16 protein-coding genes and 1 pseudogene are annotated in these 22,720 nt (G+C 63.1%); 7 read left to right on the plus strand and 10 right to left on the minus strand.

The window, feature by feature from the left end; genetic code table 11:
* Positions 1-337 precede the first annotated feature (337 nt).
* Together PQR32_RS30545 and PQR32_RS30550 are read left to right on the plus strand one after the other, a co-directional pair.
* Positions 338-544 (plus strand): annotated as a pseudogene (locus tag PQR32_RS30545) (hypothetical protein); the annotation flags it as partial.
* A gap of 34 nt (positions 545-578) precedes the next feature.
* Positions 579-1,421, plus strand: coding sequence for a N(5)-hydroxyornithine transformylase PvdF (locus tag PQR32_RS30550; RefSeq protein WP_408235903.1), 843 nt, complete (start codon positions 579-581; stop codon positions 1,419-1,421).
* A gap of 65 nt (positions 1,422-1,486) precedes the next feature.
* On the opposite strand, the gene PQR32_RS30555 is transcribed toward PQR32_RS30550, so the two are convergent.
* Complete coding sequence (locus tag PQR32_RS30555; protein WP_408235906.1) at positions 1,487-3,196, minus strand: MFS transporter; 1,710 nt, start codon at positions 3,194-3,196, stop codon at positions 1,487-1,489.
* A gap of 127 nt (positions 3,197-3,323) precedes the next feature.
* Between PQR32_RS30555 and PQR32_RS30560 the strand changes: the two genes are divergently transcribed.
* A complete protein-coding gene (locus tag PQR32_RS30560) occupies positions 3,324-4,262 on the plus strand; it encodes a LysR family transcriptional regulator (protein WP_408235909.1) in 939 nt (312 codons plus the stop codon).
* Here PQR32_RS30560 and PQR32_RS30565 read toward each other — a convergent pair.
* Positions 4,259-6,442 carry a TonB-dependent siderophore receptor gene (locus PQR32_RS30565; protein WP_408235912.1) on the minus strand — a complete coding sequence of 728 codons (2,184 nt, stop codon included), beginning with the start codon at positions 6,440-6,442 and terminating at the stop codon, positions 4,259-4,261. The genes PQR32_RS30560 and PQR32_RS30565 overlap by 4 nt on opposite strands.
* A 412-nt stretch (positions 6,443-6,854) precedes the next feature.
* On the opposite strand from PQR32_RS30565, the gene PQR32_RS30570 reads away from it, so the two are divergent.
* Entirely contained in the window at positions 6,855-9,083 is a 2,229-nt protein-coding gene (locus PQR32_RS30570; protein WP_408235915.1) for an NADP-dependent isocitrate dehydrogenase, read from the plus strand.
* A 107-nt stretch (positions 9,084-9,190) separates the two neighbouring features.
* Here PQR32_RS30570 and PQR32_RS30575 read toward each other — a convergent pair whose 3' ends face one another.
* The 5 genes from PQR32_RS30575 to PQR32_RS30595 all read right to left on the minus strand — a co-directional run bounded on the left by PQR32_RS30575 (position 9,191) and on the right by PQR32_RS30595 (position 15,849).
* The gene (locus PQR32_RS30575) at positions 9,191-9,421 is read right to left on the minus strand and encodes a hypothetical protein (RefSeq protein WP_408235918.1); all 231 of its coding nucleotides are present in this window, start codon (positions 9,419-9,421) and stop codon (positions 9,191-9,193) included.
* 395 nt (positions 9,422-9,816) lie between these two features.
* Entirely contained in the window at positions 9,817-10,635 is an 819-nt protein-coding gene (locus tag PQR32_RS30580; RefSeq protein WP_408235921.1) for an alpha/beta fold hydrolase, read from the minus strand.
* A 232-nt stretch (positions 10,636-10,867) separates the two neighbouring features.
* A complete protein-coding gene (locus PQR32_RS30585; protein WP_408235924.1) occupies positions 10,868-12,349 on the minus strand; it encodes an MFS transporter in 1,482 nt (493 codons plus the stop codon).
* A gap of 48 nt (positions 12,350-12,397) precedes the next feature.
* Positions 12,398-14,644: an acetate--CoA ligase family protein gene (locus tag PQR32_RS30590; protein WP_408235927.1), complete on the minus strand. Its 2,247-nt coding sequence runs from the start codon at positions 14,642-14,644 to the stop codon at positions 12,398-12,400.
* An 8-nt stretch (positions 14,645-14,652) separates the two neighbouring features.
* The gene (locus PQR32_RS30595) at positions 14,653-15,849 is read right to left on the minus strand and encodes an acyl-CoA dehydrogenase family protein (protein ID WP_408235930.1); all 1,197 of its coding nucleotides are present in this window, start codon (positions 15,847-15,849) and stop codon (positions 14,653-14,655) included.
* A gap of 186 nt (positions 15,850-16,035) precedes the next feature.
* On the opposite strand from PQR32_RS30595, the gene PQR32_RS30600 reads away from it, so the two are divergent.
* Positions 16,036-16,887: an IclR family transcriptional regulator gene (locus PQR32_RS30600; protein ID WP_408235933.1), complete on the plus strand. Its 852-nt coding sequence runs from the start codon at positions 16,036-16,038 to the stop codon at positions 16,885-16,887.
* A 129-nt stretch (positions 16,888-17,016) separates the two neighbouring features.
* On the opposite strand, the gene PQR32_RS30605 is transcribed toward PQR32_RS30600, so the two are convergent.
* The 3 genes from PQR32_RS30605 to PQR32_RS30615 form a co-directional block, all read right to left on the minus strand.
* On the minus strand, positions 17,017-18,342 hold the full coding sequence (locus tag PQR32_RS30605) for a DUF3443 domain-containing protein (protein WP_408235936.1): 1,326 nt from the start codon (positions 18,340-18,342) through the stop codon (positions 17,017-17,019).
* Positions 18,343-18,372: 30 nt separating this feature from the next.
* A complete protein-coding gene (locus PQR32_RS30610) occupies positions 18,373-18,879 on the minus strand; it encodes a DUF2844 domain-containing protein (protein ID WP_408235939.1) in 507 nt (168 codons plus the stop codon).
* 158 nt (positions 18,880-19,037) lie between these two features.
* Entirely contained in the window at positions 19,038-19,931 is an 894-nt protein-coding gene (locus tag PQR32_RS30615; protein ID WP_408235942.1) for a LysR family transcriptional regulator, read from the minus strand.
* Between the two features lie 99 nt (positions 19,932-20,030).
* Between PQR32_RS30615 and PQR32_RS30620 the strand changes: the two genes are divergently transcribed.
* Positions 20,031-21,335: a CitMHS family transporter gene (locus PQR32_RS30620; RefSeq protein ID WP_408235945.1), complete on the plus strand. Its 1,305-nt coding sequence runs from the start codon at positions 20,031-20,033 to the stop codon at positions 21,333-21,335.
* 25 nt (positions 21,336-21,360) lie between these two features.
* The gene (locus PQR32_RS30625; RefSeq protein ID WP_408235948.1) at positions 21,361-22,719 is read left to right on the plus strand and encodes an acyclic terpene utilization AtuA family protein; all 1,359 of its coding nucleotides are present in this window, start codon (positions 21,361-21,363) and stop codon (positions 22,717-22,719) included.
* The last annotated feature ends 1 nt before the right edge of the window (position 22,720 follow it).

The following is a 22,720-nucleotide window of genomic DNA, read 5'->3' on the forward strand; positions in this document are numbered from 1 at the left end:
CCTGTTGGCCGCACAAAAACCTGGAGCATCGAGAGATGGAGTGGGCTATAAGCACGCGCCGGACTGCAACCGCCGCCCCGGCGAGTGTTGCGTTTTATGCAACCGCAGCCGCTACCGCACAGGCGCAGCAGTCGGCGCAACCCGAGGGCAATGCACAGCAGAAAACCAGGACAAGTCAACAGGCCGCGACTTCGGCCAGTACGCTGCCTTCGATCAGCGTCAAAGGCTCGACGGAAAATGACGACACGGTAGGCCTCGTTGCACGCCGTAGCAGCACCGGCACCAAGACCGACACCCCGCTGAAGGAAATTCCGCAGACGATCAATGTCGTCACGGCGCGGCGGGCGCCGCCGACAACTCGCTGTACGCCCCGAGCTACACCGTGTACGACGCGGCGGTTCATTACGAAACGCGCAACTGGCGCTTCGCGGTGAACGGCCAGAATATTTTCAATCGCCGGTTCGTGAGCGGTTGCCAGTCCGTGAACACCTGTTTCTACGGGAATCTGCGCACGGTGATCGCAACCGCGAAATACGACTGGTAAGCATGTGGCAAAGATTCACACATAGGAACCGACTATGCCGAAGAAGAAACTCGTTTACATCTGGTCGCTGAGAAACGCTGCCGCCGACAAGGCCGGCCAGGACATCGCGTATAAAAGCGGCACGCGCTACATGAAGTCGGTGCTGGAGTCGCTCGTCGAGGCGCTCAATGGCACCGAACTAGGCGATCAGTACTCGCTCGAAAAAGTCATCTACGACGACGACGCGGGCTCCAACGCGGATCGCGAGAAGCTGAAGGAATATGGCTTCGCGTATGAGCCGGGCAAGCGCTGGTTCTATCCGCCGAATCTGCGCGTGCAGGGCAAGCCGGTCAACGATCTACTGCTCGCAATTCCATCGACGTATCGGCGTCACTCGCTCGATGCGCCCGGACGCCCGGCAGGCAAGAGCGCTTTTGAAAAGCATCTGCTCGCTACGCTGGTGGAGTTGAAGGCCGATATCGTCGTGCTGGACGGCTTGCTGATCATTCTCGATGAGCTGGTCCGGCCGGGTGCGCCGTTCTATCGCAAGATCGTGAATATCCATCCGGGCGTGACGCGCGCCGAATCGCCGTATGAGCGGCGCGGCGCGTATGCGACGCTCGATGCGCTCTACGGCGCGCGCGGCAAGAAAGTAGTCAACTGGAAGACGATGGAGACCGTGGCGGTCGAACCGCTCTATCTGACAGGCGCATCGTTTCACTATGTCGACAACGGGATCGATTCCGGCGAGGTGATTCACGACGTGCTGAATACCGAAATCGATAAGGACGATACGATCCTCGAACTGCGCTGGAACAATTTCAACCGCAGCCTTTTCCCTGCTTTGAACGAAGGGCTCGCGATGATGGCGGGGCAGTCGGTGCAAGTCGAGGTGTGATTAGCGAGGCGTGCGCCGCTTTGGATGTTACTTGCGGGCGCACACCGCCGTCGACGAAGTGCTGTTCAGCACGCGTCGCATCGGGCTGCTTGCTGTTGCTGCTGCACAGTCGTGTGCTTCTTTACGCTCAGTCTTCGCGACGCGCTGCCGGAAATCACAAAACTGAGCGCAGCGAGCACCCACACGCCGACTCCACCGTAGACCATCACCCAGCCGAAGCCCTGCATCAGCGCGGCATGCACGACGCCGCCTGACGGATCGATTTGCGCCAACGCTGGAATCCCCGTTCTGACCGCTTCTACATCGCCCGCCGCGATTTTCTCCGCCAGCCTGCCGAGCGGCGCGGTGTCGAGCGTCTTCGGCAATCGCGTCTTCAGACTGACGAGAATGCCGCCGACCAGGATCGCGCCCATCAAGGCGATGTTGATCGCGAGCGTAATCATCCGCGCACTCATATCGATGCCGGACGCCATGCCCGCGCGTTCCGCGGGAACCGCGGCGGTCGTCGTATTGGTGACGGGCGTGTTGGTGAGGCCGAGGCCCGCGCCCGCCACCACGCAGCCGGGCAACATGGTCCATACGTCAGCATGCGCGGCGCTGCTGCCGTATCGCATCAGCATGAAGCCGAGGCCGATCGTGAAGAGGCCAGCAGGTATGGCGATTCCCGAGCCATAGCGCAATGCGAGACGTTCGCCGAGTGGCGGAAACAGCAGCGTCGGCAGCGTATAAGCGAGCAACGCGAGTCCGGCGCTCACGCTGTCATAGCCGAGGCCGATCTGGAAATAGATGGGCAGATAGATCATGAACGGCCAGAAGCTGAAGTTCATGCCCGCCGAGCCCATCAAAGCGCCGGAAAACTGCGGAATCCTGAACACAGAAAAGTCGAACATGGGGCGTGCACTGAATTTCTCAGCAAACAGAAAAGGCACGAACGCGACCAGCGTCGCCGCGATGATGGAGAGCGCACGCGGATTGCCGAAGCCGAGCGCCGGGACCTGCGTGATGAAATACACGAGCCCGAACACCGCGAGCGACAACGTGACGATGCCGGCAACGTCGAGCGTATGCGCATGCGGGTCGCGCGATTCCTGCACGCCGCTGAAAACGAGCGTCAAGGTCACGACAGCGAGCAGCGCGTGCAGCCAGAAGACCCATTGCCAGCTCGACAGCGCCACGATCGCCCCGCCGATGATCGGCCCAAAGCCGAGTCCGATGCCGAAGATGATGCCCCACGCGCTGAATGCGCGAGCGCGTTCGGGTCCTTCGCTGAACTGATGCGATAGCACGGCCACCTGGCAGATCAGCATGACGCCGCCGCTCGCGCCTTGCAGCAGGCGCGCGACGATCAGCGTCGGCACGCTTTGCGCGAGTCCGCAGATCAACGAGGTGATGCCGAACAGGGCGATGCCGATCACGAAGATGCGTCGGCGGCCGAAGCGGTCGGCCAGCGTGCCGGTCGCCATGAGGACGGTGGTCACCGCGAGCGTGTACGCGTTCATGATCCACTGCATGCCTTTGAAGTCGCCATGCAGCACGCGCTCGAGCGTCGGCAGGATCACCGGCACGCTGGAGATTTCGAGGCCGAACATCAGCGACGCAAGGCACACCGCGCCCAACGCCAGCGTGTTTTTGCGGAGCGAGAGGAAGGTGGCCGGTTGCCGAGTTTCACTCGCGACGGTTCGTGCGGGGCGCGTCTCGCGCGTGACCGGTCGATGTTCTGCGGCAGCGCGGGGCCGTTCTTCGCGCCGTGGCGGCGCGATCGGATCATTGGACATGGAATCTCACCTCATTAGTCGATGGGCTTGCCCACCACGGACTGTGTAATATAGGGGGAATTCTGGTCCCTATTGACGCATGAAAATCCCAGCAATGTGTCTCGTCGGGAACCAATAAGGCAAAGGTATGGGCGACATCCTCGATGGCGTGACGACGTTCGTGCGCGTGGTGGAAACGGGCAGTTTTGCGCTGGCCGCTGAGCGGATGAACCTGACGCGCTCGGCGGTCGGCAAGGTGATCGTGCGGCTCGAGAAGCGTCTCGGCGTGCGTCTGCTCAATCGCACGACGCGCAGCCAGAGCCTCACCGAAGACGGGCAGGCCTACTACGACCGCTGCGTGCGCGCGCTGGCCGAACTCGAAGCCGCCGAGGCCGATCTCGACTCAGGACGCCGCGAGCCCAAAGGCCGTTTGCGCGTGAGCGTGCCGCAGGCTTTCGGTCACTACTGCGTGGCGCCCGTGCTCCTCGGCCTCGCCCGCAAGCATCCGCAATTGAAGATCGACATTTCGATTACCGACCGCTTCGTCGACGTGATCGAAGAGGGTTTCGATCTCGTGGTGCGTGTGGGACCGCTCGCCGACAGCGTGAGCCTCGCCGCGCGCAAGCTCGGCATGCAGCACGCGAGTATCGGCGCCGCGCCGGCTTATCTGGCACGTCATGGCACGCCCCGCAGCGTGGACGAATTGCGCGGCCACGCCGTGATTGCCTACTTGCGGGCAGGGTCGGCGCAGCCGTGGGATGTGGTCGACGTCGACGGGCAAACCCGCCGCGCGCAAGTTCAGCCGCAACTCGGTTTCGACGACATGAAGGGGATTGTCGATGCCGCTCTCGCCGGCTTCGGCCTCGCGTGGCTGCCGAGTTGGCTACTGGCCCGTTATGCGCAAACAGGCGAGCTGGTGACGGTGATGGACAATTGTTTCCGGCCTGCTCAGGAGATCCACCTGGTGTGGCCGAAGAGTCGCTATCTGGCATTGAAAACGCGCTGTGCGATCGATGCGCTGGTCGCGGAGATTCCCGCCATGATCGGGGCGTCCGCTGCGGACGCCCCTCGTTCACGCGATGCTTAGAATTGCAGCGTTGCGCTGGCTACGGCCGTGCGCGTCGGCGACGGCGCCACGTAGTAGCCCCACGCGGTCGTCCAGTAACGGCGGTTGAACAGGTTGTTGATCCCCGCGCGGAACGTCACGTCCTTGCCGGCGATCTTCGTCTCATACCGGCCGCTCAGATCGAACGTGGTATAGGCGGGCACGAACTGCGTGTTCTGCGCGTCGACGGCCTGGTTGCCGACATACTTGCCGCCGAACGCCAGCGTCAGCGGACGCAGATACGACGGGTTGTATTCGATGCGGCCCGTCACGGTGAAGCGCGGCGCGCCGTAGATGCGCTTGCCTTCCACGGTCGGATCGTCCACGTCCATGGCCTTCGTGTCGAGCCACATCACGCCGCCCAGCACGCGCCATTCGCTCGTCAGCGCAAGCCAGCCGCTCGCGTCGACGCCCTGGTAGCGCTTCGTGCCGTCCTGCACGAAGATGTTGGCGGAGTTCGTGTAGTTGTAGCCCTGATCGACGCGGAACAGCGCGAGGTTGGCGCCCCACTTGCTGTGGTCGGTTTTGAAGCCGACTTCATACTGCTTGCTCTTCAGCGGACCGAACGTGTCCGGATAGTTGAGGTTGGTGTTCGAAGCCGCGCCACCCTGTTCCAGCGACTCCACGTAGCTCGCATACAGCGTCGAATACGGATCGGTCTTGAACATCAGCGCGAAGGTCGGCGTGACCGGGTCCGCCTGGTATTGCGACGATACCGCGCCGCTCGGGTCGTACACGTGCTGCTGGTACTGCGTGTAGCGCACGCCGACCAGCGCCGACAGACGCGACGTCAGTTGCACGGTGTCGCTCGCGTATACGGCGGCTTGCGTGGTGCGCTGCTGACGGTACAGGTCCGAGCCGATGCTGACTTCGTCGTTGGTCAGTAAGGTGCTGCTATACAGATTGCCGTTGCCGAGGAAGTAGCCTTCGTTCCAACCCGTGCTGTTGCTGTACTCGCTGGTTTGCGTTTCGAAACCGGCGCCCACCACCACGTCATGCTTGATGCTGCCCGTGTTGAAGTGGCCTTGCACCATCGCGTCGACGTTCTGGTAGAAGTAGCGCGTCATGGCCGCATATAGCGTGTTCGAGTAGTTGCCTGCGGCGTCGGAAACGAACAGGAAGCTATCCGAATTGGTGCGGTTCTCCTTGGCGAAGCGGTACTTGATGCTCGCGTGCCAGTTTTCGGAGATGCGGTAATCCAGGCCCGTGCCGAACGAGGCCATCTCGGTCTCGTAGTAGTTCTGCGGTTGCGTGAGCGCGTGGGTGACCTTGCTCGCGTCGGGAATGCCGCCGGCGTCGGCGCCGAACATCAGGCCGAACAGCGTGCCGTTGGTTCTGCGCTTCTGGTAGAACGCGTCGGCGCTCCACGTCAGGTCCGGCGTGATGCGGAAGTCGAATGCGAGCGACGCGACCTGGCGGCGCACGTGGCCGTGATCTTCCGCAGTGTTGCCGTCTTCGTTGACGAGGTTCAGGCGATAGCCGAAACGGTCGTCATTGCCGAAGCGGCCGCCCAGATCGACAGCTTCGCTGAACACGCCCGCCGACTTGTAGCCGACCGTGATGCTGCGGTACGGCGTGTCGGTGGGGCGCTTCAACACGTAGTTGACGATGCCGCCCGGCGAGCCGAAGCCGTACATGAAGCCCGACAGGCCCTTGAGCAATTCGACCTGCTCGAACGGTTCGAGCGAGAGATCGGTATCCCACGACGGGAAAGTCTGGCCGTCCACCTTGATGCTGTTCAGCGTGTCGATCGGCATGCCGCGCACGGTGAACATGGAATTTTCGCTGATCGCGTTCTCGCTGATCACCGAGACGGCCGGATCGTACTTGTACAGATCATTCGCGGTCGTCGCGAACAGGTCCTGCGCTTCGTCGCTCGTCACGACGTGGGTCGAGAACGGCGTGTCCACCTGCTTGCGCGAACCCAGCGCGCCTGCGCTGACCGTGTCGGCTTGCGCCACGACGGTGTCTTTTGCCGCCGAGACGCTCACGGCCGGCAGCGTCGCGCCGGCGTCGCTGGCCGCGACTTGCGCCCAGCCCGGAGTCGACAGCGTGGAAAGCGTCAAACCGACGCTGGCGAGAAGCCCCGCGCTCAGCAGCGAGGGAGTGCGGCGTTGGCCGCGCACAAACGCCGGTCGGCCGGCGACAAAGAATTTCTGCATGTTGTTCGAATTGGACAGAGTGATGCCCGTCCCGCACCAGAAGCGTGCGAAACGACATCATCGGATGCGAGTGGTTAAGTAATCGAAGTGTAAGAACGCGACTGCGTCCAAATGGTAATGCATCTGATTCGCATTAACAATCTGTTTGTTCTGAGTTCTTAGTCATCTATAAGACATCTGTCATAAGACGACGTGAAATCGGCTCAAAGCCTTATCTGGCGGGGCTCGACCCCGTCGAGGGTGTTTGCGGGATATGTTTGTTTAGCAGCGAGTAGAGGAAAACACGCATATACTCACGGTCTGGCCGTAGAAAGTAGTGCCGTGCGTCGCGCCGCATTGTTGTTTTGCCGCAACGCGCCGGTCGGCACCACTCAACGCTCTGTCTAACACTTCACCTAGCAAAGCACCGAACATGTCCACACCGCCGAAGATCATCTACACCCTGACCGACGAAGCGCCTGCTCTGGCGACCTACTCGCTGCTGCCGATCGTGAAGGCGTTCACGCGCTCGTCCGACGTGATCGTCGAGACGCGCGATATTTCGCTTGCCGGCCGGATCATCGCTGCATTCCCCGATTACCTGAGCGCGGAACAGAAGGGTCCCGACGATCTGGCGGAACTGGGTGGACTCAGCACGCGTCCGGAAGCGAACGTCATCAAGCTGCCGAACATCAGCGCGTCGGTGCCGCAACTGAAGGCCGCGATCACGGAACTGCGCGATCAGGGCTACAAGCTGCCGGCGTATCCGGACGTCGCGAATACCGACGCCGAAAAAGACGTCAAGGCTCGTTACGACAAGATCAAGGGCAGCGCGGTCAACCCGGTGCTGCGCGAAGGCAACTCAGACCGCCGCGCGCCGCTGTCGGTCAAGAACTACGCCCGCAAGCATCCGCACAAGATGGGCGCCTGGAGCGCGGACTCGAAGTCGCACGTCGCGCACATGAACGGCGGTGATTTCTACGGCAGCGAGAAGTCGGCGCTGATCGGCGCAGCCGGCGCCGTGAAGATCGAACTGACGGCCGCCGACGGCTCGAAGACGGTCCTCAAAGAAAAAACGGCCGTGCAAGCAGGCGAGATCATCGACGCTTCCGTGCTGTCGAAAAACGCGCTGCGCAGCTTCATCGAAGCGGAAATCGCCGACGCGAAGGCGAAGGGCGTGCTCTTCTCGGTGCACCTGAAGGCCACCATGATGAAGGTGTCGGATCCGATCATCTTCGGTCACGTGGTGTCGGTGTTCTACAAAGACGTGCTGACCAAGCACGCCGACGTGCTGGCGCAAGCCGGTTTCAACCCGAATAACGGTATCGGCGATCTGTACGCGCGCCTGAAAGACCTGCCGGCGGAAACGGTCGCCGCGATCGAAGCCGACATCAAGGCGCAATACGCACAGCGTCCGCAACTGGCCATGGTCAATTCGGATAAGGGCATTACCAGCCTGCACGTGCCGAGCGACGTGATCGTCGACGCGTCCATGCCGGCCATGATTCGCGAGTCGGGCAAGATGTGGGGCGCGGACGGCGCGCTGCACGATGCGAAGGCCGTGATTCCGGACCGTTGCTACGCGGACGTTTATCAAGCAGTGATCGAAGACTGCAAGAAGCACGGCGCATTCGACCCGGTCACCATGGGCACGGTGCCGAACGTCGGCCTGATGGCGCAGGCTGCTGAAGAATACGGTTCACACGACAAGACGTTCCAGATCCCGGCAAACGGCGTGGTTCGCGTGACGGACGCAGCCGGCACGGTGCTGATCGAACAGCAAGTGGAAGCGGGCGACATCTGGCGCATGTGCCAGACCAAGGACGCGCCGGTTCAGGACTGGGTCAAGCTCGCGGTCAACCGCGCCCGCGCCACCAATACGCCTGCCGTGTTCTGGCTGGACGCGGCTCGCGCGCACGACGCCCAGATCATCAAGAAGGTCGAGCAATACCTGAAGAACCACGACACCAACGGTCTGGACATTCGCGTCATGAAGCCGGTCGAAGCGACGAAGTTCTCGATCGAGCGCATCCGCGCCGGCAAGGACACGATCTCGGTCACCGGCAACGTGCTGCGCGACTACCTGACCGACCTGTTCCCGATCATGGAACTGGGCACCAGCGCGAAGATGCTGTCGATCGTTCCGCTGATGGCAGGTGGCGGCATGTTCGAAACCGGCGCGGGCGGTTCGGCGCCGAAGCACGTTCAGCAACTGGTCGAAGAAGGTTTCCTGCGTTGGGACTCGCTGGGTGAATTCCTGGCGTTGGCCGCGTCGCTCGAACATCTGAGCAGCGCGTATCACAACCCGAAGGCACAGGTGCTGGCCAAGACGCTGGATCAGGCAACCGGCAAGTTCCTCGACAACGACAAGTCGCCGGCGCGCAAGGTTGGCGGCATCGACAACCGTGGCAGCCACTTCTACCTCGCGCTGTACTGGGCGGAAGCACTGGCCGCGCAAACCGAAGACGCGGCGCTGCAGGCGCAATTCGCCGGCGTGGCGAAGGCACTGGCTGAGAACGAAGCGAAGATCGTCGAAGAACTGGCTGCGGCACAAGGCAAGCCGGTGGATATCGGCGGTTACTATCGTCCGAATGTCGAGCTGACGAGCAAGGCCATGCGCCCGAGCGCCACGCTGAACAAGATCGTGGACGCGGTTGCTTAAGGCACTGAAGCAGTAGGCTGCACAGAAGTAAGCGGTAAACATGACGATGGCGCTTTCGAGCGCCATCGTCGTTTCTACGCCAACGTGGACAACGGCCATACCGGCCATCACACGTGAACAATTTCCCATTCGCTGAGCTTCTCCGGAATTTCGAGCGTCGACGTGTCGTCGCCTTCCGAGAGATGCGGGCAGGTCAAGCCGCGTGCGAGGTCGTCGGCCGCCTGTTGCGGGCTGGCAAATTCACCGAGCGTTTCGTTGCCGTAAGTCGCCTCCCAACCGTCCTGGCCCGGCAAAATGTAGAAAGCACCCTGATTCGAACCGAAGCGAAAGCCTTTCATTTTTAGTCTCCCAATTGCCATTTAAAAACCGCGGTGCCGTGGCGGCTTCGTCCGAGAGTTTGGGATACATCAGACAGAGATTCCGTCTCATCCAATTCAACTCGCTACTAAAGCGCCGGCTCTTGTAAAAGAGTCTACGTCAGCAGGCAGTGGCGCAAGGGGTTGTTAGATGCCTCGTTCTGTCAAAAAATACCTTTTTAAAATATATACTTATCTCTTTCATTCCACGATGTGCAACGTGGGGCGACATTGCGAAATGCCGGATTTGTGCCACGCACCACGATTTTTTACGAAGCGCTCGATCGTTCCACATCGTGAAATTTCGAGGGGTTCCGAGAAGTGTTTGCACCGGGCGGTAGAAACGCAGAGCGATGCGGCGAGTGCCGCTATTCGGATCAGCCCGCAATCCGGCGCAGGAAATCGAGCACCACGTGGTTGAATTGCGCCGGCCGTTGCAGCGGGGCGAAATGGCTTACGCCGGGCAGCAGAATCAACTCCGCGCCGGGAATGCTGCGGGCGAGATAGTCGGCGTGTTCCGGCTTGATGAACTCGTCGTGTTCGCTTTGCACGATGGCGACCGGCACGCGCACCTGCGCCAGATCGTCGGCGCAATAATTGGGCTCGGTTTTCATCATCGTGCTGACCGCGCCGACGAACGCCTCGAAGTCGTCCGGGGTCGCCGATAGTTGCGCGTAGTCTTTGGCATGGCGGCTGAAGCAGCGCTCGATCACCGGCGTCGGCGCGAACGGCTTCGTGCCGCTCGGATCCATATTGCAGCCGAAGAAGAACACGCCCGCCACGCGCTGCGGCGCGATGCTGCCCAACACCATCGCGACGCAGGCGCCGTCGCTCCAGCCCACCAGCGCGGCGCGGTCCAGTTGCAAGGTGTCCATGACGGCCAGCACGTCGGACGCCATCAACTCGTACCGGTAGGGGCGTGCGTCGCGGGTGCTGCGGCCGTGCCCGCGGCTGTCGACCACCACCACGCGATGCCCCGCGTCGAGCAGCGCCGGAAGCTGGTAGCCCCAATTGCCGCTGTGTCCAAGACCGCCGTGCAGCAGGACTACCGGCGCGCCGGCGCCATACGACGCGTACCAGATTCGTGCGCCTTCGTGCTCGACGTGGCCTTCGTCGGTCGGGGCCGGCAGCGGTGCTGCGCCGTGAGCTTCGAAGTGTTCGAGGTGGTCGTCGTGCAGGTTGCTGGAGGGTTCCATCGTCGTTGTCTCCGCTGTGTCGACCGGAGTTGGCGCTTCAGCTGTCGACCGGAGTTCGCGCTTCAGCGTGTTACTCCGGTCCCATACAGAGCACTTACCCTGGTCCCATGCCACATGCTTGCCTTGGGGATTCGCTAGGTTGCCAGCTTTCCGGGCAGGAGATCAACCCGCCTACGAGTTTTTGCGTTCGAGCGGTGTCGAGATGCCTTCGTGCGTCCCAACACCGTTCTTTTCAGCGATGCGTCTGTCCGAGCCCAGACTGTGCCGACGCGTTGCCGCCTGTCGCGGCAACAGCGAGCTTTCTGCCCGGCGCAGGAAACACCACCAGCATCAACACGACGCCCGCCAGCAAAACGACAGCCAGTCCGATCAGTCCGTATTGCGCGCTGCCGGTCTGTGTCTTCACCCAGCCGACGAACGCCGGACTTACGAATCCGCCGGTGCCGCCAAGACTCGTGATCATCGCAATGCCGCCTGCCGCCGACGAGCGCGGCAGGAAGGTCTGCGGAATCGTCCAGAACACCACGAACGAGCCGTACGACGCGGCCGCGGCGAGCGCCAGCAGGCCGACGCCGAGCGCGACGTTGTGGCCGGCGGCCGGCAGCAAGGCGAACGCCAGCGCGGTGACGCAGGCGCTCGCCGCGACGTGCCAGCGTCGCTCCATGGTTCGGTCGGAGCTGGCGCCCACGACGTAGGTCCCTAGCGCTGCGGCGACAAACACCAGCGCCGACAACAGGCCCACGTCCAGCACACTGGCGACGCCCAGGTCGCGGATGATGGTCGGCGCCCAGAAGCCGATCGCGTTGAATGGCATCATCACCGCGAAGTAGACGAGCGCCGCGAAATACACGCGCGGGTTGGCGAGCGCGCCGCGCAATCCGTCGAGATGGCCGGTCTGCTTCGCCTTTTCGTCGGCGGCGAGTTCACGCGAGACCAGCGCTTTCTCGTGCTCGTCGAGCCAGCTCACATCATCCGGTTTGTCGCCCAGCGTGAGGAAGGCGACGATGCCGAGCGTTACCGCCGGCACGCCTTCGAGCAGGAACAGCCACTGCCAGCCGGGCAAGCCGCCCACGCCCGCCAGTCGCGTCATGATGAACCCCGACATCGGGCCGCCGACGATACCGGCCACCGCCGTCGCCATCATCAGGAAGGCGGTGACGCGAGCGCGCCGCGCGCCTGGAAACCAGCAGCTCAGATAGTAGATGATGCCGGGGAAGAAGCCCGCTTCGGTCACGCCGAGCAGGAAGCGCATGGCGTAGAACTGCGTCGGCGTGCGCACGAACATCATCAGACTCGACACCAGTCCCCACGCGAACATGATGCGCAAGAGCGTGCGGCGTGCGCCGATACGCTGCATCCACAGGTTGCTCGGCACTTCAAAGAGCACGTAGCCGATGAAAAAAAGCCCCGCGCCCAGGCCATACGTCGACTCCGAGAAGCCGAGGTCGTGCATGAACTGGAGCTTGGCGAAGCTGATGTTGACGCGGTCGATATAGCTGATCACGTAGCAGAGAAACAGCAACGGAATCAGCCGGAAAAAGATCTTGCGATAAGTGCGTTCGACGTCGGCGGACGTCATGTCGCCCGTGGTCGATGTGCCTGAATGCGAATAGCCGTGCATGATGGTCTCGCGCGAAAAATGCCAACTGCGGTGAGCGTCGCCGTGCTTGTCGTCAGGTGCTGTTGCATGTCGCGGATTAGTGTTGCGCGTCATGCGGCGACCCGGCGGCGCCCAATCTCAAAGCGGCCCGGCATCGCCGCACTATCCGTCCACCACGGCCGGTGCGCAATGCTCGGTTTTGTGCGTGGCGTCGGTCGGGACGGCAGCGTCGTTGGAGCCAGCAGCGCGCGGCAGCAAGCGCGCCAGCGCATCGCCGGCCCTCACGCCTTTGCCCGCGGGCAGCACGAAGAGCGGATTGATATCCAGTTCCCGCAGACTCGACTGCTGGCCGAGCGCCATGGTGGAGAGCGCGACGATCGTCTCCGCGAGCGCCTCGATATCGCCGGGCGGCTTGCCGCGCGCACCGTCGAGTATGGCGAACGATCGCAGTTCGCGGATCATCGCGTGGGCTTCGGCGTGCGTGACCGGCGCGAGCCGGAAGGTCACGTCCTTGAGTACCTCGGCATAGATGCCGCCAAGGCCGCACATGATCGCCGGTCCGAACGACGCATCGTTCTCGATACCGACGATCATCTCGATCGCATCGCGGATTTCTTCCTGCACCAGCACGCCTTCGATCCGTGCGTGAGGCACATGGCGCCGCGCGTTCCCGATGATTTCATCGAAGGCGACGGCCAGCGCCGCTTCATCGCGGATGCCGACCCGCACGGCGCCGGCTTCGGTCTTATGCGCGATGTCGGGCGATTGAACCTTGATGACCAGCGGAAAACCGATCGCTCGTGCCAGGGCGCATGCTTCGTCACGATTCTGCGCGAGTCCACTTTTCGGGGTGTCGATGCCGTAATCGCGCAGCAGCGCTTGCGACGCATGTTCGGTCAGGTCGCCCGGCTCGCCCTGATTGGCGGCCAGCAACGCGCGGGCTTGCTCGACGTCGTAGCGACGCAGCGCGCGCGGTCCCGCATGGCGCGCTTCTGCCCGCGTGCGGCGCGCCTGCGCATAGTCGGACAATGCGGCGAACGCGCGCCCGCATCGCACCGGCGTCGCATACAAAGGCACGCCGTGCGCCTCGATCGTCTCGTACGCTTCACGGGCCATGTCGCGGCGCGCATTCCAGGCGAGCATCAGCGGCTTGTCGATGCTGCCGTAGACGCGCACGATCGCCGTGGCCATCGCTTGCGCGACGTCGCCGCTGGCCGCCGCTGCCATGATCGCGATGGCGTCGATGTTCGGATCGTCGGCGATGATCTGCAAGGTGTCAGCGAAGATTTTCGGCTCCGCCAGGATGCCCGCGGTCAGGTCGATCGGATTGTTCAGCGAGGCGAACGCGGGCACGATCGGCTTGAGGCGCTCGAGCGTGGCCGCCGACAGCGCGGGCACCGACATGCCGCGTTCAGTGCAGGCGTCGGTGATGAGAATACCGGCGCCGCCCGACAGCGTGACGACCGCAATCCGCTTGCCGCCCGGCAGTCGTCCGGCTTCGAACGCGCGCGCGTAGTCGCCGAGGTCGGCAACGTCGGTCACTTCGATCACGCCGGTCTGGCGGAAGGCCGTGCGATACAGCGCCGACGCGCCGCCCAGATTCGCCGTGTGCGACGCGGCGGCCTTGGCGCCATCGGCGGTGTTGCCGACCTTCCAGGCGAGCAGCGGCTTGCCCGCGTCGAGCGCGCGATTCGCCACGTCGACCAGTCGTCGCGCATCTTTCAGACCTTCGATGTACGTCGCGATCAGCGAGGTGTGCGGATCGGCGATGCAGGCGTCGACGAGATCGAGAAGGCTGACATCGGCCTCGTTGCCGGTGGTGAGGAAATGCCGCAAGCCGATGCCGAGTTCGTCGGCCATGAGAAGCAGCGCGCAGCCGAAGCCGCCGCTTTGCGAAATCAGCGACAGGCCGCCACGCCGGTAAGCGACGCCGAAGGGCGCGCCGAATCCCGCGTAGACATTTGCGCCCGTGCTGACGAAACCCTGGCAGTTCGGTCCGATCACGCGGATGCCATACGCCTTCGCGATATCCGCGCATTCGCGCTGCAATGCGGCGCCCGCTTCGCCTGCTTCGGCGAAGCCCGAGCTATAGACGATGGCGAAGCCCACGCCTTTTTCGCCGCACTGACGCAGCATGTCTGGAACGCGGCGCGCCGCGACCAGGATCAGCGCGAGATCGGGCGAGGCCGGCAAAGCGGCGACGCTGTCATAGCACGCCACGCCGTCGATCTCCGCATATTTCGGATTCACGGGATAGAGCGCGCCCTGGTAGCCGTGCTGTATGAGAAAACGCATCGGCTGGCCGCTGATCGACTTCGGATCGTTCGACGCGCCGATGATCGCAATGGAACGCGGATCGACAAGCCGGCCGATATCGAGCGCGCTTACGCAATGGGTTGCTGAGTTCATGGCGGTCCTCATGCTGCGCACGCGGCGTCGGCTCGAACTTTCGCCTGATCCCGTTCGGCGGCGCGCCGCAGCGTGATCTTCGCGATGTTCAATTGATGGATCTGCGTGGTGCCTTCGTAGATGCGAAAGGCGCGCACGTCGCGGTAAAACCGTTCGACCGCGTTGCCCGCCAGATAGCCGCGTCCACCGAGCATCTGGACCGCGCGGTCCGCGACGCGGCCGCACATTTCCGAGGCGAACATCTTGCACATCGAAGCTTCCAGCGCGACGTCCTCACCGGCGTCACGCTTGCGCGCGGTTTCGAGGATCATCGAGCGCGCGGCGTAGATTTCAGTCTGACATTCGGCGATCAGCGCCTGCACGAGTTGGAATTCGGCCACTGGCTTGCCGAACTGCTCGCGCCGCGAGGTGTAGGCGACCGCTTCTTCAAGCATGCGCATGGCGGGGCCCGTGCACAGCGCGGCGAGATGAATGCGCTGTTTGTTCAGCACCTTCATCGCGGTACGGAAGCCCATGCCCTCTTTGCCGCCGATCAGATTGGCCACCGGTACGCGGCATCCTTCGAACACCACGTCGCCGACTGGGGAGCCCGCCTGGCCCATTTTGTCGTACGGCGAACTGGTGGAGAGCCCCCGCGTGCCGCGTTCGACGAGAAACGCGGAAATGCCGCCGGCGCCCGGCGTGGCCGGGTCGGTTCGCGCCATCACGGTGAACAGATCGGCAATCGGCGCATTGGTGATGAAGCACTTGCTGCCGTCGAGAATGTAGTGATCGCCGTCGCGCCGTGCAGCCGTGCGCAATGCCGTGGCGTCCGAGCCGGCCTCGGCCTCGGTCAACGCGAAGGCGCCGGTGAATTCGCCTGAAGCGAGCCGTGGCAGATAGCGCTGTTTCTGCGCGTCCGTGCCGTCGGCGACCAGTGCTTCCGAACCGATGCCGGTGTTGGTGCCCACGCGAGCACGAAATGCCACCGACGCTTGCGAGAGCTCGAACGCGCCGCGCACCAACTGCTCCGTCGACAGCCCGGCGCCGCCGAAGTCGCGCGGAATGCTCCAGCCGAAATAGCCGAGTTCACGCATGCGTTGAACGAGGTCCGCCGGCACGGCGTCCGCCTGTTCGATCTCGTTTTCACGCGGGATCGCTTCGTCGCGCACGAACCGTGCGACGCCGGCAAGCATCGAGTCGAAATGCGAGGAATGGCTGGTCATGCTTTGTCTCCGTCATGTGAGTCGCTCGTGGGAGTCGCTCATGTCAGTTGCTCATGTGGGTCAATCCATGGCTTCACTATCGAAGATTTACTGACGCACGGAGCAATTTGTTCGACTCTGCAGAACAGAGTTTGGATATGCAGAACGCGAGGCGCAAAATAGGTCTCTCACGGAAGAGAGAAACCCATGGCAGCCAACAGCAAGCATTCCGAGCCGGCGGCGCTCGCCAGCGATTATCTGGATTCGAAGGCGCGCTACGTACCGGATGAATTCGACGGCGATCGTCAGTTCGCCACCACGCTGGCGCGCGGCCTCGACATCCTGCATTGCTTCACGCCGCGCGAATCGCAACTCGGCAATGCCGAGCTGGCGGCGCGCACCGGCATGACCAAGGCCACGATTTCACGCTTCACCTACACGCTCACGCGGCTCGGCTACCTGCGTGTCAATCGGATGAATAACAAGTTTCAGCTCGGCTCGGCCGTGCTGTCCCTGAGCTATCCCTTGCTCGCGAGCCTGAGCGTGCGCCAGATCGCGCGGCCGTCGATGAAAGAACTGGCAGATCAGATTCGCGGTTCAGTCTCGCTCGGCATGCGTGACCGGCTCAACGTCGTGTATCTGGAAAGCAGCCGCAGCAACACGCCGCTCGGATTGCCGGCCGACATCGGGCTGAGCTATCCGATCGTGCGAACTGCGATGGGCCGCGCGCTACTCGCGGCGCTGCCGGCCGAGCGGCGCGAGGCGCTCTGCAATGAAATCGCGGTGAAGTCGCCGCACGAATGGAGCACCTTCCGCGAGCGCGTGATGAGCGCGATCGACTATTTCTACGAGCGCGGCTTTTGCGTTTCGTATGGCGACCTCCGACGCGAGGTGCACGCCGTCGCCGTGCCGATGAAGCCGTCAGCCGATGGCGAGATTCTCGTGTTCAATTGCGGCGTGCCTTCTTATCTGCTGAAAGAGAATCAACTGGAAGGCGATATCGGGCCGCGCCTTGTTTCGATGGTGCGCAGTGTGGAAGCGGCGATGGGGATTTACTGAAAAGGATGCGCCGGATTCGAATGCGCTAAAACAAAACCCGGCACGCAAGCCGGGTTTCGTTTTATCGTCGCCGTGCCGTTGTCACGGCATAGCGGATCAATCGTCATTCATAGGCGGGACGACCGGCACTCAGCTCGATACATACGCCACATACGGTCCCGTGCCACCGCCCGTCGATGCGCGGCCCGAAATGCCGTAATACACATGACGGCCATAAAAGAACGGCAAACCGAAGTCGAACTGCCGGGTCATATAGATCCCGAGATTGTTGAACGCGTTATTCCCCGACGAAGTCAGCGTCGCGCCGTTCGCGATATTGAAGCCGAGCGTCACGCTTGCCGAATTGGACCCCGCCAGCGTCGAAGTACGGCCCACGGTCGCAGCCGGGATGTAGTATCCGGACGACGTGTCGCGCGCGATCGTCGTGTCCGGAAAGAACAGCACCGTCGAACCCGAATCGAAGAACGTCTGCGTGAACGTGGTGCCGCCATAGGACGACGTGAAGTCGCCATTCAGGTTCGTTCGGAAAATGGGCGCGCCCGTGCCGTTCAGCACGTTATTGGCCTGCGTGTCGATGCCGAACACGAGCGTGCCTTGAGCCGTTGCGCTGCCGCTGTCGGACACCTGCGCCATTTCCAGAATCACACCGTTGTTATCCTGCGAGAATCGCGCGACCGGGTTGCTGATCTGTTTTGCGACGGGCACCGAGGTGACATTGCCGGCATTGGTGTAATAGAACTGTGAGAGCGCTGTCAGCGCACACTGAGAGCCGCAGTCCGTCGGGCTCACGCCGATGCCGAGAATGCCGTTCGCGCCGAGATCACCCGCCGTGGCCAGTGGCCGGCCCACCTGGCATTCGCTCGGCGCGGCAATGGTCAGCTGCGAATCGCCGATCACATGAATCGGCACCGACGGCGCAGTCTCGCTCGACAGCGCAATGTCCGCGAGATGCACCGAACCCCATGCGTAGCCACTGCCGAACAACGCGCATTCGGCGAGCGGCAAGCCGCTCGATTGATCCGTTTCGGCAGTGAGCGCACTGAACGTGGAATTCGGGATCGCGGAGCGCACCAGACGCAGCCCGAACGATGCCGTATCGACGATCACGTTCGGAATCGTCGTGCAACTCGCACTCGCGTTGGAGCCGGGGGCGCAGATCTTGACGCTGACCATCGGCTGATTGTGAATGCCCGTTCCGCTCACCGTCACCGACATCGTGTTGCCGGCGCCGGCCGGTGTCGGCACGGCAGACGCGTCGACGGCGAGCACGTTGGGTGTCGAGTCGCTGATAAGGGGATTGGACGTCGTGTCACCCGGGGCCGCCGGCGCACTGGCGGCAGCCGGTGCGTTAGCCGAGGTGCCGCTGGAGCCACCGCCACCGCCGCCGCAGCCGGCAAGATTGAGCGCCAACCCGAGCCCGAGCGCCGTGGCAATAATCCTTGCGATTTTGCGCACTGTTGTTCTCTCTCTAATGATTTTAATGAGTTACTTGATATCGTCAGCGCTCACACCTTGCGGCAGCGCTTGCGGTAAATAGGCGCGGCCCACGAAGGCGCCCATATGGCCGCCGGTCTCCACGACCAGCGCCGACTGATGCACCGCGGCGGGTCCGTAACCGCCGCCTTGCGTGGCGTGGGCATCGGTGAGCGCCTGGACATACGTCGGGAAGTAAGTGGCGAGCAGCGTTTTGAGCGGCGGCATGGTCGGGCCTTCCCAGCTCAATGCGAAGACCGTATTGCCAGCGCTGACGTACTCGCTTACCACGGTGCCCGATGGCAGCGTCGTCTGGCTTACGGTGTAGTTCGCCGACGCCGCACTGCCGCTAGCGGCGAAGCGCGCCACCGCCGCGCTATTCTGGCTGGCCGCCCCTGCACTCGTGCTGCTGGCCGTGACCGGATAGGTCGGCGCGCCGCCCAATGCGGCATACGCCGGAGCGGCCAGCGCGAACGACGCTACGGTCACCGCGAGCATTCGAAATTGACTCATTATCATTTTTTCGTTTTCGAAGTTTTTGGAGAATACGCGCGAACGGTTTTTATCCTCGAGCCCGCGCGAAGCCGATATTAGCGCGAGCGTGTTTGGTTAAATCAGACGATTAATGATGGCAATTGGGCTCTATTTGAAAATGAAAGTTAACGCGCATCCGCCGATCAATCCTCGCCGAGTTTCTCGATCAGCATCGAAACGAAGGTTTCCGTCACGGGCGGCAGCGTCCGGCCGCGCTTCTTGATGAGGGCGATTGGGCGAGTGAACGCGGGGTCGTCGACGGCGCGCACGATCAATTCGGGTTCCGCTCTGACTTCGCGGGCCGACGCCGGCAGGATCGTCACGCCGAGTCCGGCGCGCACCATCGCGACCGCGCTCATCATGTAGGTCGGCTCGCACGCGATCTCCGGCGTGCAGCGAGCGTTCGCGAAAGCGCTGTCGACTACCGCGCGCACGCTCGTGCCCTGGGCGGTCAACACGAGCGGCGCGGCGGCGAGGTCGGCGAGCGTAATGCGCCGCCGCCGGGCGAGCGGATGGCGCTTCGGAAACACGGCAACCAGCCGGTCGATGCCCGCATGCAGCACCTCGAACGCGGCATCGTCGAGCTGGCCGCCGGTCAGGCCGATGTCGACCTCCTCATTGCGCACCAGCGTATTGACCATGCTGGCGACCACGTCGCGCACAAGAAAGCTTACGCGCGGCACGGCTTTCTTGATGTTCTGCACCAGCTCGGGCAACACGCTGGCCGCGAACGTGGGCAGGCAGGCGATCCGCACGGTGCCGCTCGCGCCTTCGCCGAGCGCGCGCGCGTCGATCAGCACGTGCTCCATGTCATGCAGCGACTTCTGCAGGAGCGGCAGCAGTTCACGGCCGGTCGGCGTCAGCGCGACGTTGCGGCTATTGCGGTCAAAGAGGCGCAAGCCGACCGTTTCTTCGAGGCGGCGAATCTGCACCGTCAACGCCGGTTGCGACAGATGCAGCCGTGTCGCCGCGCGCGTGAAGCTGCCCGTTTGCGCCACCGCGATAAACGCGCGGATGTCCCGAAGATTCAGATCCATGATAGTTTGTAATTGCTGCGATCAAATCATTTCAATTGATTTATAGCCGCTTCGAACTTACGCTGGATCGCAGTAAAAAACAATCTCGGAGACAAGCGCATGCTGCCATTACTGGGGCTCGCTACCATCGTCGTGTTGCTCGGCGCGATTCTGTCGAAACGCATGTCGCCGCTGGTGGCGCTGATCATCGTGCCGATCGCGGCGTCGCTCATCGGCGGCTTCGGCTTTCAGACCAGCAAGTTCGTGATCGACGGGCTCAAGAGTCTCGCGCCGGTCGTCGGCATGTTCGTGTTCGCGATTCTTTACTTCGGCACCATCACCGACGCGGGCACGCTCGATCCGATCATCGACCGCATTCTGCGCGCCGTCGGTACACGGCCCACGCGGATCGTGATGGGCACCACGCTGCTCGCATTGCTGATCCATCTGGACGGCTCCGGCGCCGTCTGCTTCCTGGTCACGATTCCCGCCATGCTGCCGCTCTACGATCGCCTGAAGATGGACCGGCGCGTGCTGGCCGCAGCGGTTTCGATGGCGGCCGGCATCAACTTTCTGCCGTGGACGGGGCCGATGATTCGCGCCTCCGCCTCGCTGCATCTACCGATCTCGGCGCTGTTCAATCCGCTGATTCCCGTGCAGGCGATCGGCCTCGTGTTCGTGTTCGGCATGGCGTTCTGGCTCGGGCGGCGCGAGGAAAAACGGCTCGGCCTCACGGCCGCGAGCGGGTCGGTGCCCATGCCCAAACGCGAACTGACACCCGAAGAACAGGCGCTGCGCCGGCCGAAGAACTTCTGGTTCAACATCGTGCTGACGCTGGTGGTGCTCGGCACGATGGTCGTGATGGGCGAGAAGATTCCGCCGGCGATCATGTTCATGGTCGGCCTGTGTATCGCGCTGATGGTGAACTATCCGAACGTCGACATGCAGCGCAAACGGATCGACGCGCATGCTCGTGCCGCGTTGATGATGGCCGGCATTCTGCTCGCGGCCGGCGTGTTCACCGGTGTGCTGCAAGGCAGCGGCATGCTGAAGGCGATGGCGCAGGCGGCGGTCGGTTTCGTGCCGCCCGCGATGGCCAGCCATATTCCCGTCGCGCTCGGCTTGCTGTCGATGCCGCTCAGCATGTTGTTCGACCCCGACTCGTTTTACTTCGGCGTGCTGCCGGTGATCGCCGAAGTAGCCGGCCAACTCGGCGTGCCCGCCGTGCATGTCGGCCAGGCCGCCTTGCTCGGTCAGATGACGACCGGCTTTCCGGTCAGCCCGCTGACACCGGCCACTTTCCTTGTGGTCGGCTTGTGCGGCATCGATCTCGCCGACCATCAGAAATTCACGTTCCCGTTGCTGTTCGGCGCGTCGATCGTCATGACGATTGCCTGCGTCGCGCTGGGGATATTCTCACTGTGAGCCTCACTGAACGGATGTGACCAGCATGACAGCCACTCAATCTCAACGGACCGTGCGCATCGGCGCGGGCGCGGGGTATTCCGGCGACCGTATCGAACCCGCCGTCGAACTGGCGGAACACGGTGCGCTCGATTACCTCGTCTTCGAGTGCCTTGCCGAACGCACGATTGCGATCGCGCAGCAGGCGCGCAGCAAGGACCCTGAACTTGGCTACGACCCGTTGCTCGAAGCGCGCATGAAAGCGGTGCTGCCGGCCGCGTTGCGCAACGGCGTGCGGATCATTTCAAACATGGGTGCCGCAAATCCGCTCGCGGCGGCGCGCAAGACCGCGGAGATCGCGCGCTCGCTCGGTCTCGGCGACGTGAAGATCGCAGCGGTCACCGGCGACGATGTGCTCGACGTCGTTCGCCAGGGCGATTTCTGCTTCGTGGAATCCGGAGAACGTGTGTCGGACTGCAAGGACCGGCTCGTGTCCGCGAACGCGTATCTCGGCGCGAGCGCGATCGTCGATGCGCTCGCGGCCGGCGCGCAGATCGTATTGACCGGACGCGTAGCCGATCCGTCGTTGTTCGTCGCGCCGCTGATTCACGAATTCGGCTGGCGCATGGACGACTGGCAGACGCTCGGTCAGGCGACGGTGATCGGCCATCTGCTCGAATGCGCGGGGCAAATCACCGGCGGCTATTTCGCGGATCCGGGCTTCAAGGATGTTCCTGAACTGGCGAGGCTCGGCTTTCCGATTGCCGAAGTCGGGCCGGACGGCGCGGTGGTCATCACCAAGCTCGCGCAAGCCGGCGGACGCGTCACCGAGGCGACCTGCAAGGAACAACTGCTGTACGAGATTCACGACCCGCAGCGCTATTTGCAACCGGACGTGGTCGCGGATTTCTCACACGTGCGTGTCGCGCAGGAAGCGCCGGATCGCGTTCGCGTGAGCGGCGGGCGAGGCACGTCGCGTACGGATACGCTGAAGGTGTCGGTTGCTTATTTCGATGGTTATATCGGTGAAGGGCAAATTTCCTACGGCGGTCCCGGTGCGTTGGCGCGCGCGCGGCTCGCACTGGCTATCGTGCGGGAACGGCTCACGCTGACCGGCGTGCAGACGCGTGAATTGTGCTTCGATCTGATCGGCGTGAACGCATTGCATGGCGAAACGGCGGCCGGCGGTTATGCCGAACCTTATGAAGTGCGTGCGCGAGTGGCGGGGCGCACGGCCTCGCTCGCGCAAGCGGTGCAGATCGGTAACGAGGTGGAGACGCTCTACACCAATGGTCCGGCAGGCGGAGGCGGCGTCACGAAGTCGGCGCGCGAAATCGTCGCGGTGCAATCGGTTTTGCTGCCGCGCGAGCATGTGGCGCCGGCGTTTTCGATGGTGGAGGCGTGAG

Origin of the sequence: Paraburkholderia dipogonis (assembly GCF_046027395.1) — a bacterium.
Taxonomy (GTDB): domain Bacteria; phylum Pseudomonadota; class Gammaproteobacteria; order Burkholderiales; family Burkholderiaceae; genus Paraburkholderia; species Paraburkholderia dipogonis_A.

Coding starts and splice junctions, on each gene's coding strand:
- PQR32_RS30565 (WP_408235912.1), bottom strand. CDS start 6,442: ATGCAGAAATTCTTTGTCGCCGGCCGACCGGCGTTTGTGCGCGGCCAA.
- PQR32_RS30610 (WP_408235939.1), bottom strand. CDS start 18,879: ATGATAATGAGTCAATTTCGAATGCTCGCGGTGACCGTAGCGTCGTTC.
- PQR32_RS30575 (WP_408235918.1), bottom strand. CDS start 9,421: ATGAAAGGCTTTCGCTTCGGTTCGAATCAGGGTGCTTTCTACATTTTG.
- PQR32_RS30585 (WP_408235924.1), bottom strand. CDS start 12,349: ATGACGCGCAACACTAATCCGCGACATGCAACAGCACCTGACGACAAG.
- PQR32_RS30620 (WP_408235945.1), top strand. CDS start 20,031: ATGCTGCCATTACTGGGGCTCGCTACCATCGTCGTGTTGCTCGGCGCG.
- PQR32_RS30550 (WP_408235903.1), top strand. CDS start 579: ATGCCGAAGAAGAAACTCGTTTACATCTGGTCGCTGAGAAACGCTGCC.
- PQR32_RS30555 (WP_408235906.1), bottom strand. CDS start 3,196: ATGTCCAATGATCCGATCGCGCCGCCACGGCGCGAAGAACGGCCCCGC.
- PQR32_RS30560 (WP_408235909.1), top strand. CDS start 3,324: ATGGGCGACATCCTCGATGGCGTGACGACGTTCGTGCGCGTGGTGGAA.
- PQR32_RS30570 (WP_408235915.1), top strand. CDS start 6,855: ATGTCCACACCGCCGAAGATCATCTACACCCTGACCGACGAAGCGCCT.
- PQR32_RS30600 (WP_408235933.1), top strand. CDS start 16,036: ATGGCAGCCAACAGCAAGCATTCCGAGCCGGCGGCGCTCGCCAGCGAT.
- PQR32_RS30595 (WP_408235930.1), bottom strand. CDS start 15,849: ATGACCAGCCATTCCTCGCATTTCGACTCGATGCTTGCCGGCGTCGCA.
- PQR32_RS30580 (WP_408235921.1), bottom strand. CDS start 10,635: ATGGAACCCTCCAGCAACCTGCACGACGACCACCTCGAACACTTCGAA.
- PQR32_RS30615 (WP_408235942.1), bottom strand. CDS start 19,931: ATGGATCTGAATCTTCGGGACATCCGCGCGTTTATCGCGGTGGCGCAA.
- PQR32_RS30590 (WP_408235927.1), bottom strand. CDS start 14,644: ATGAACTCAGCAACCCATTGCGTAAGCGCGCTCGATATCGGCCGGCTT.
- PQR32_RS30625 (WP_408235948.1), top strand. CDS start 21,361: ATGACAGCCACTCAATCTCAACGGACCGTGCGCATCGGCGCGGGCGCG.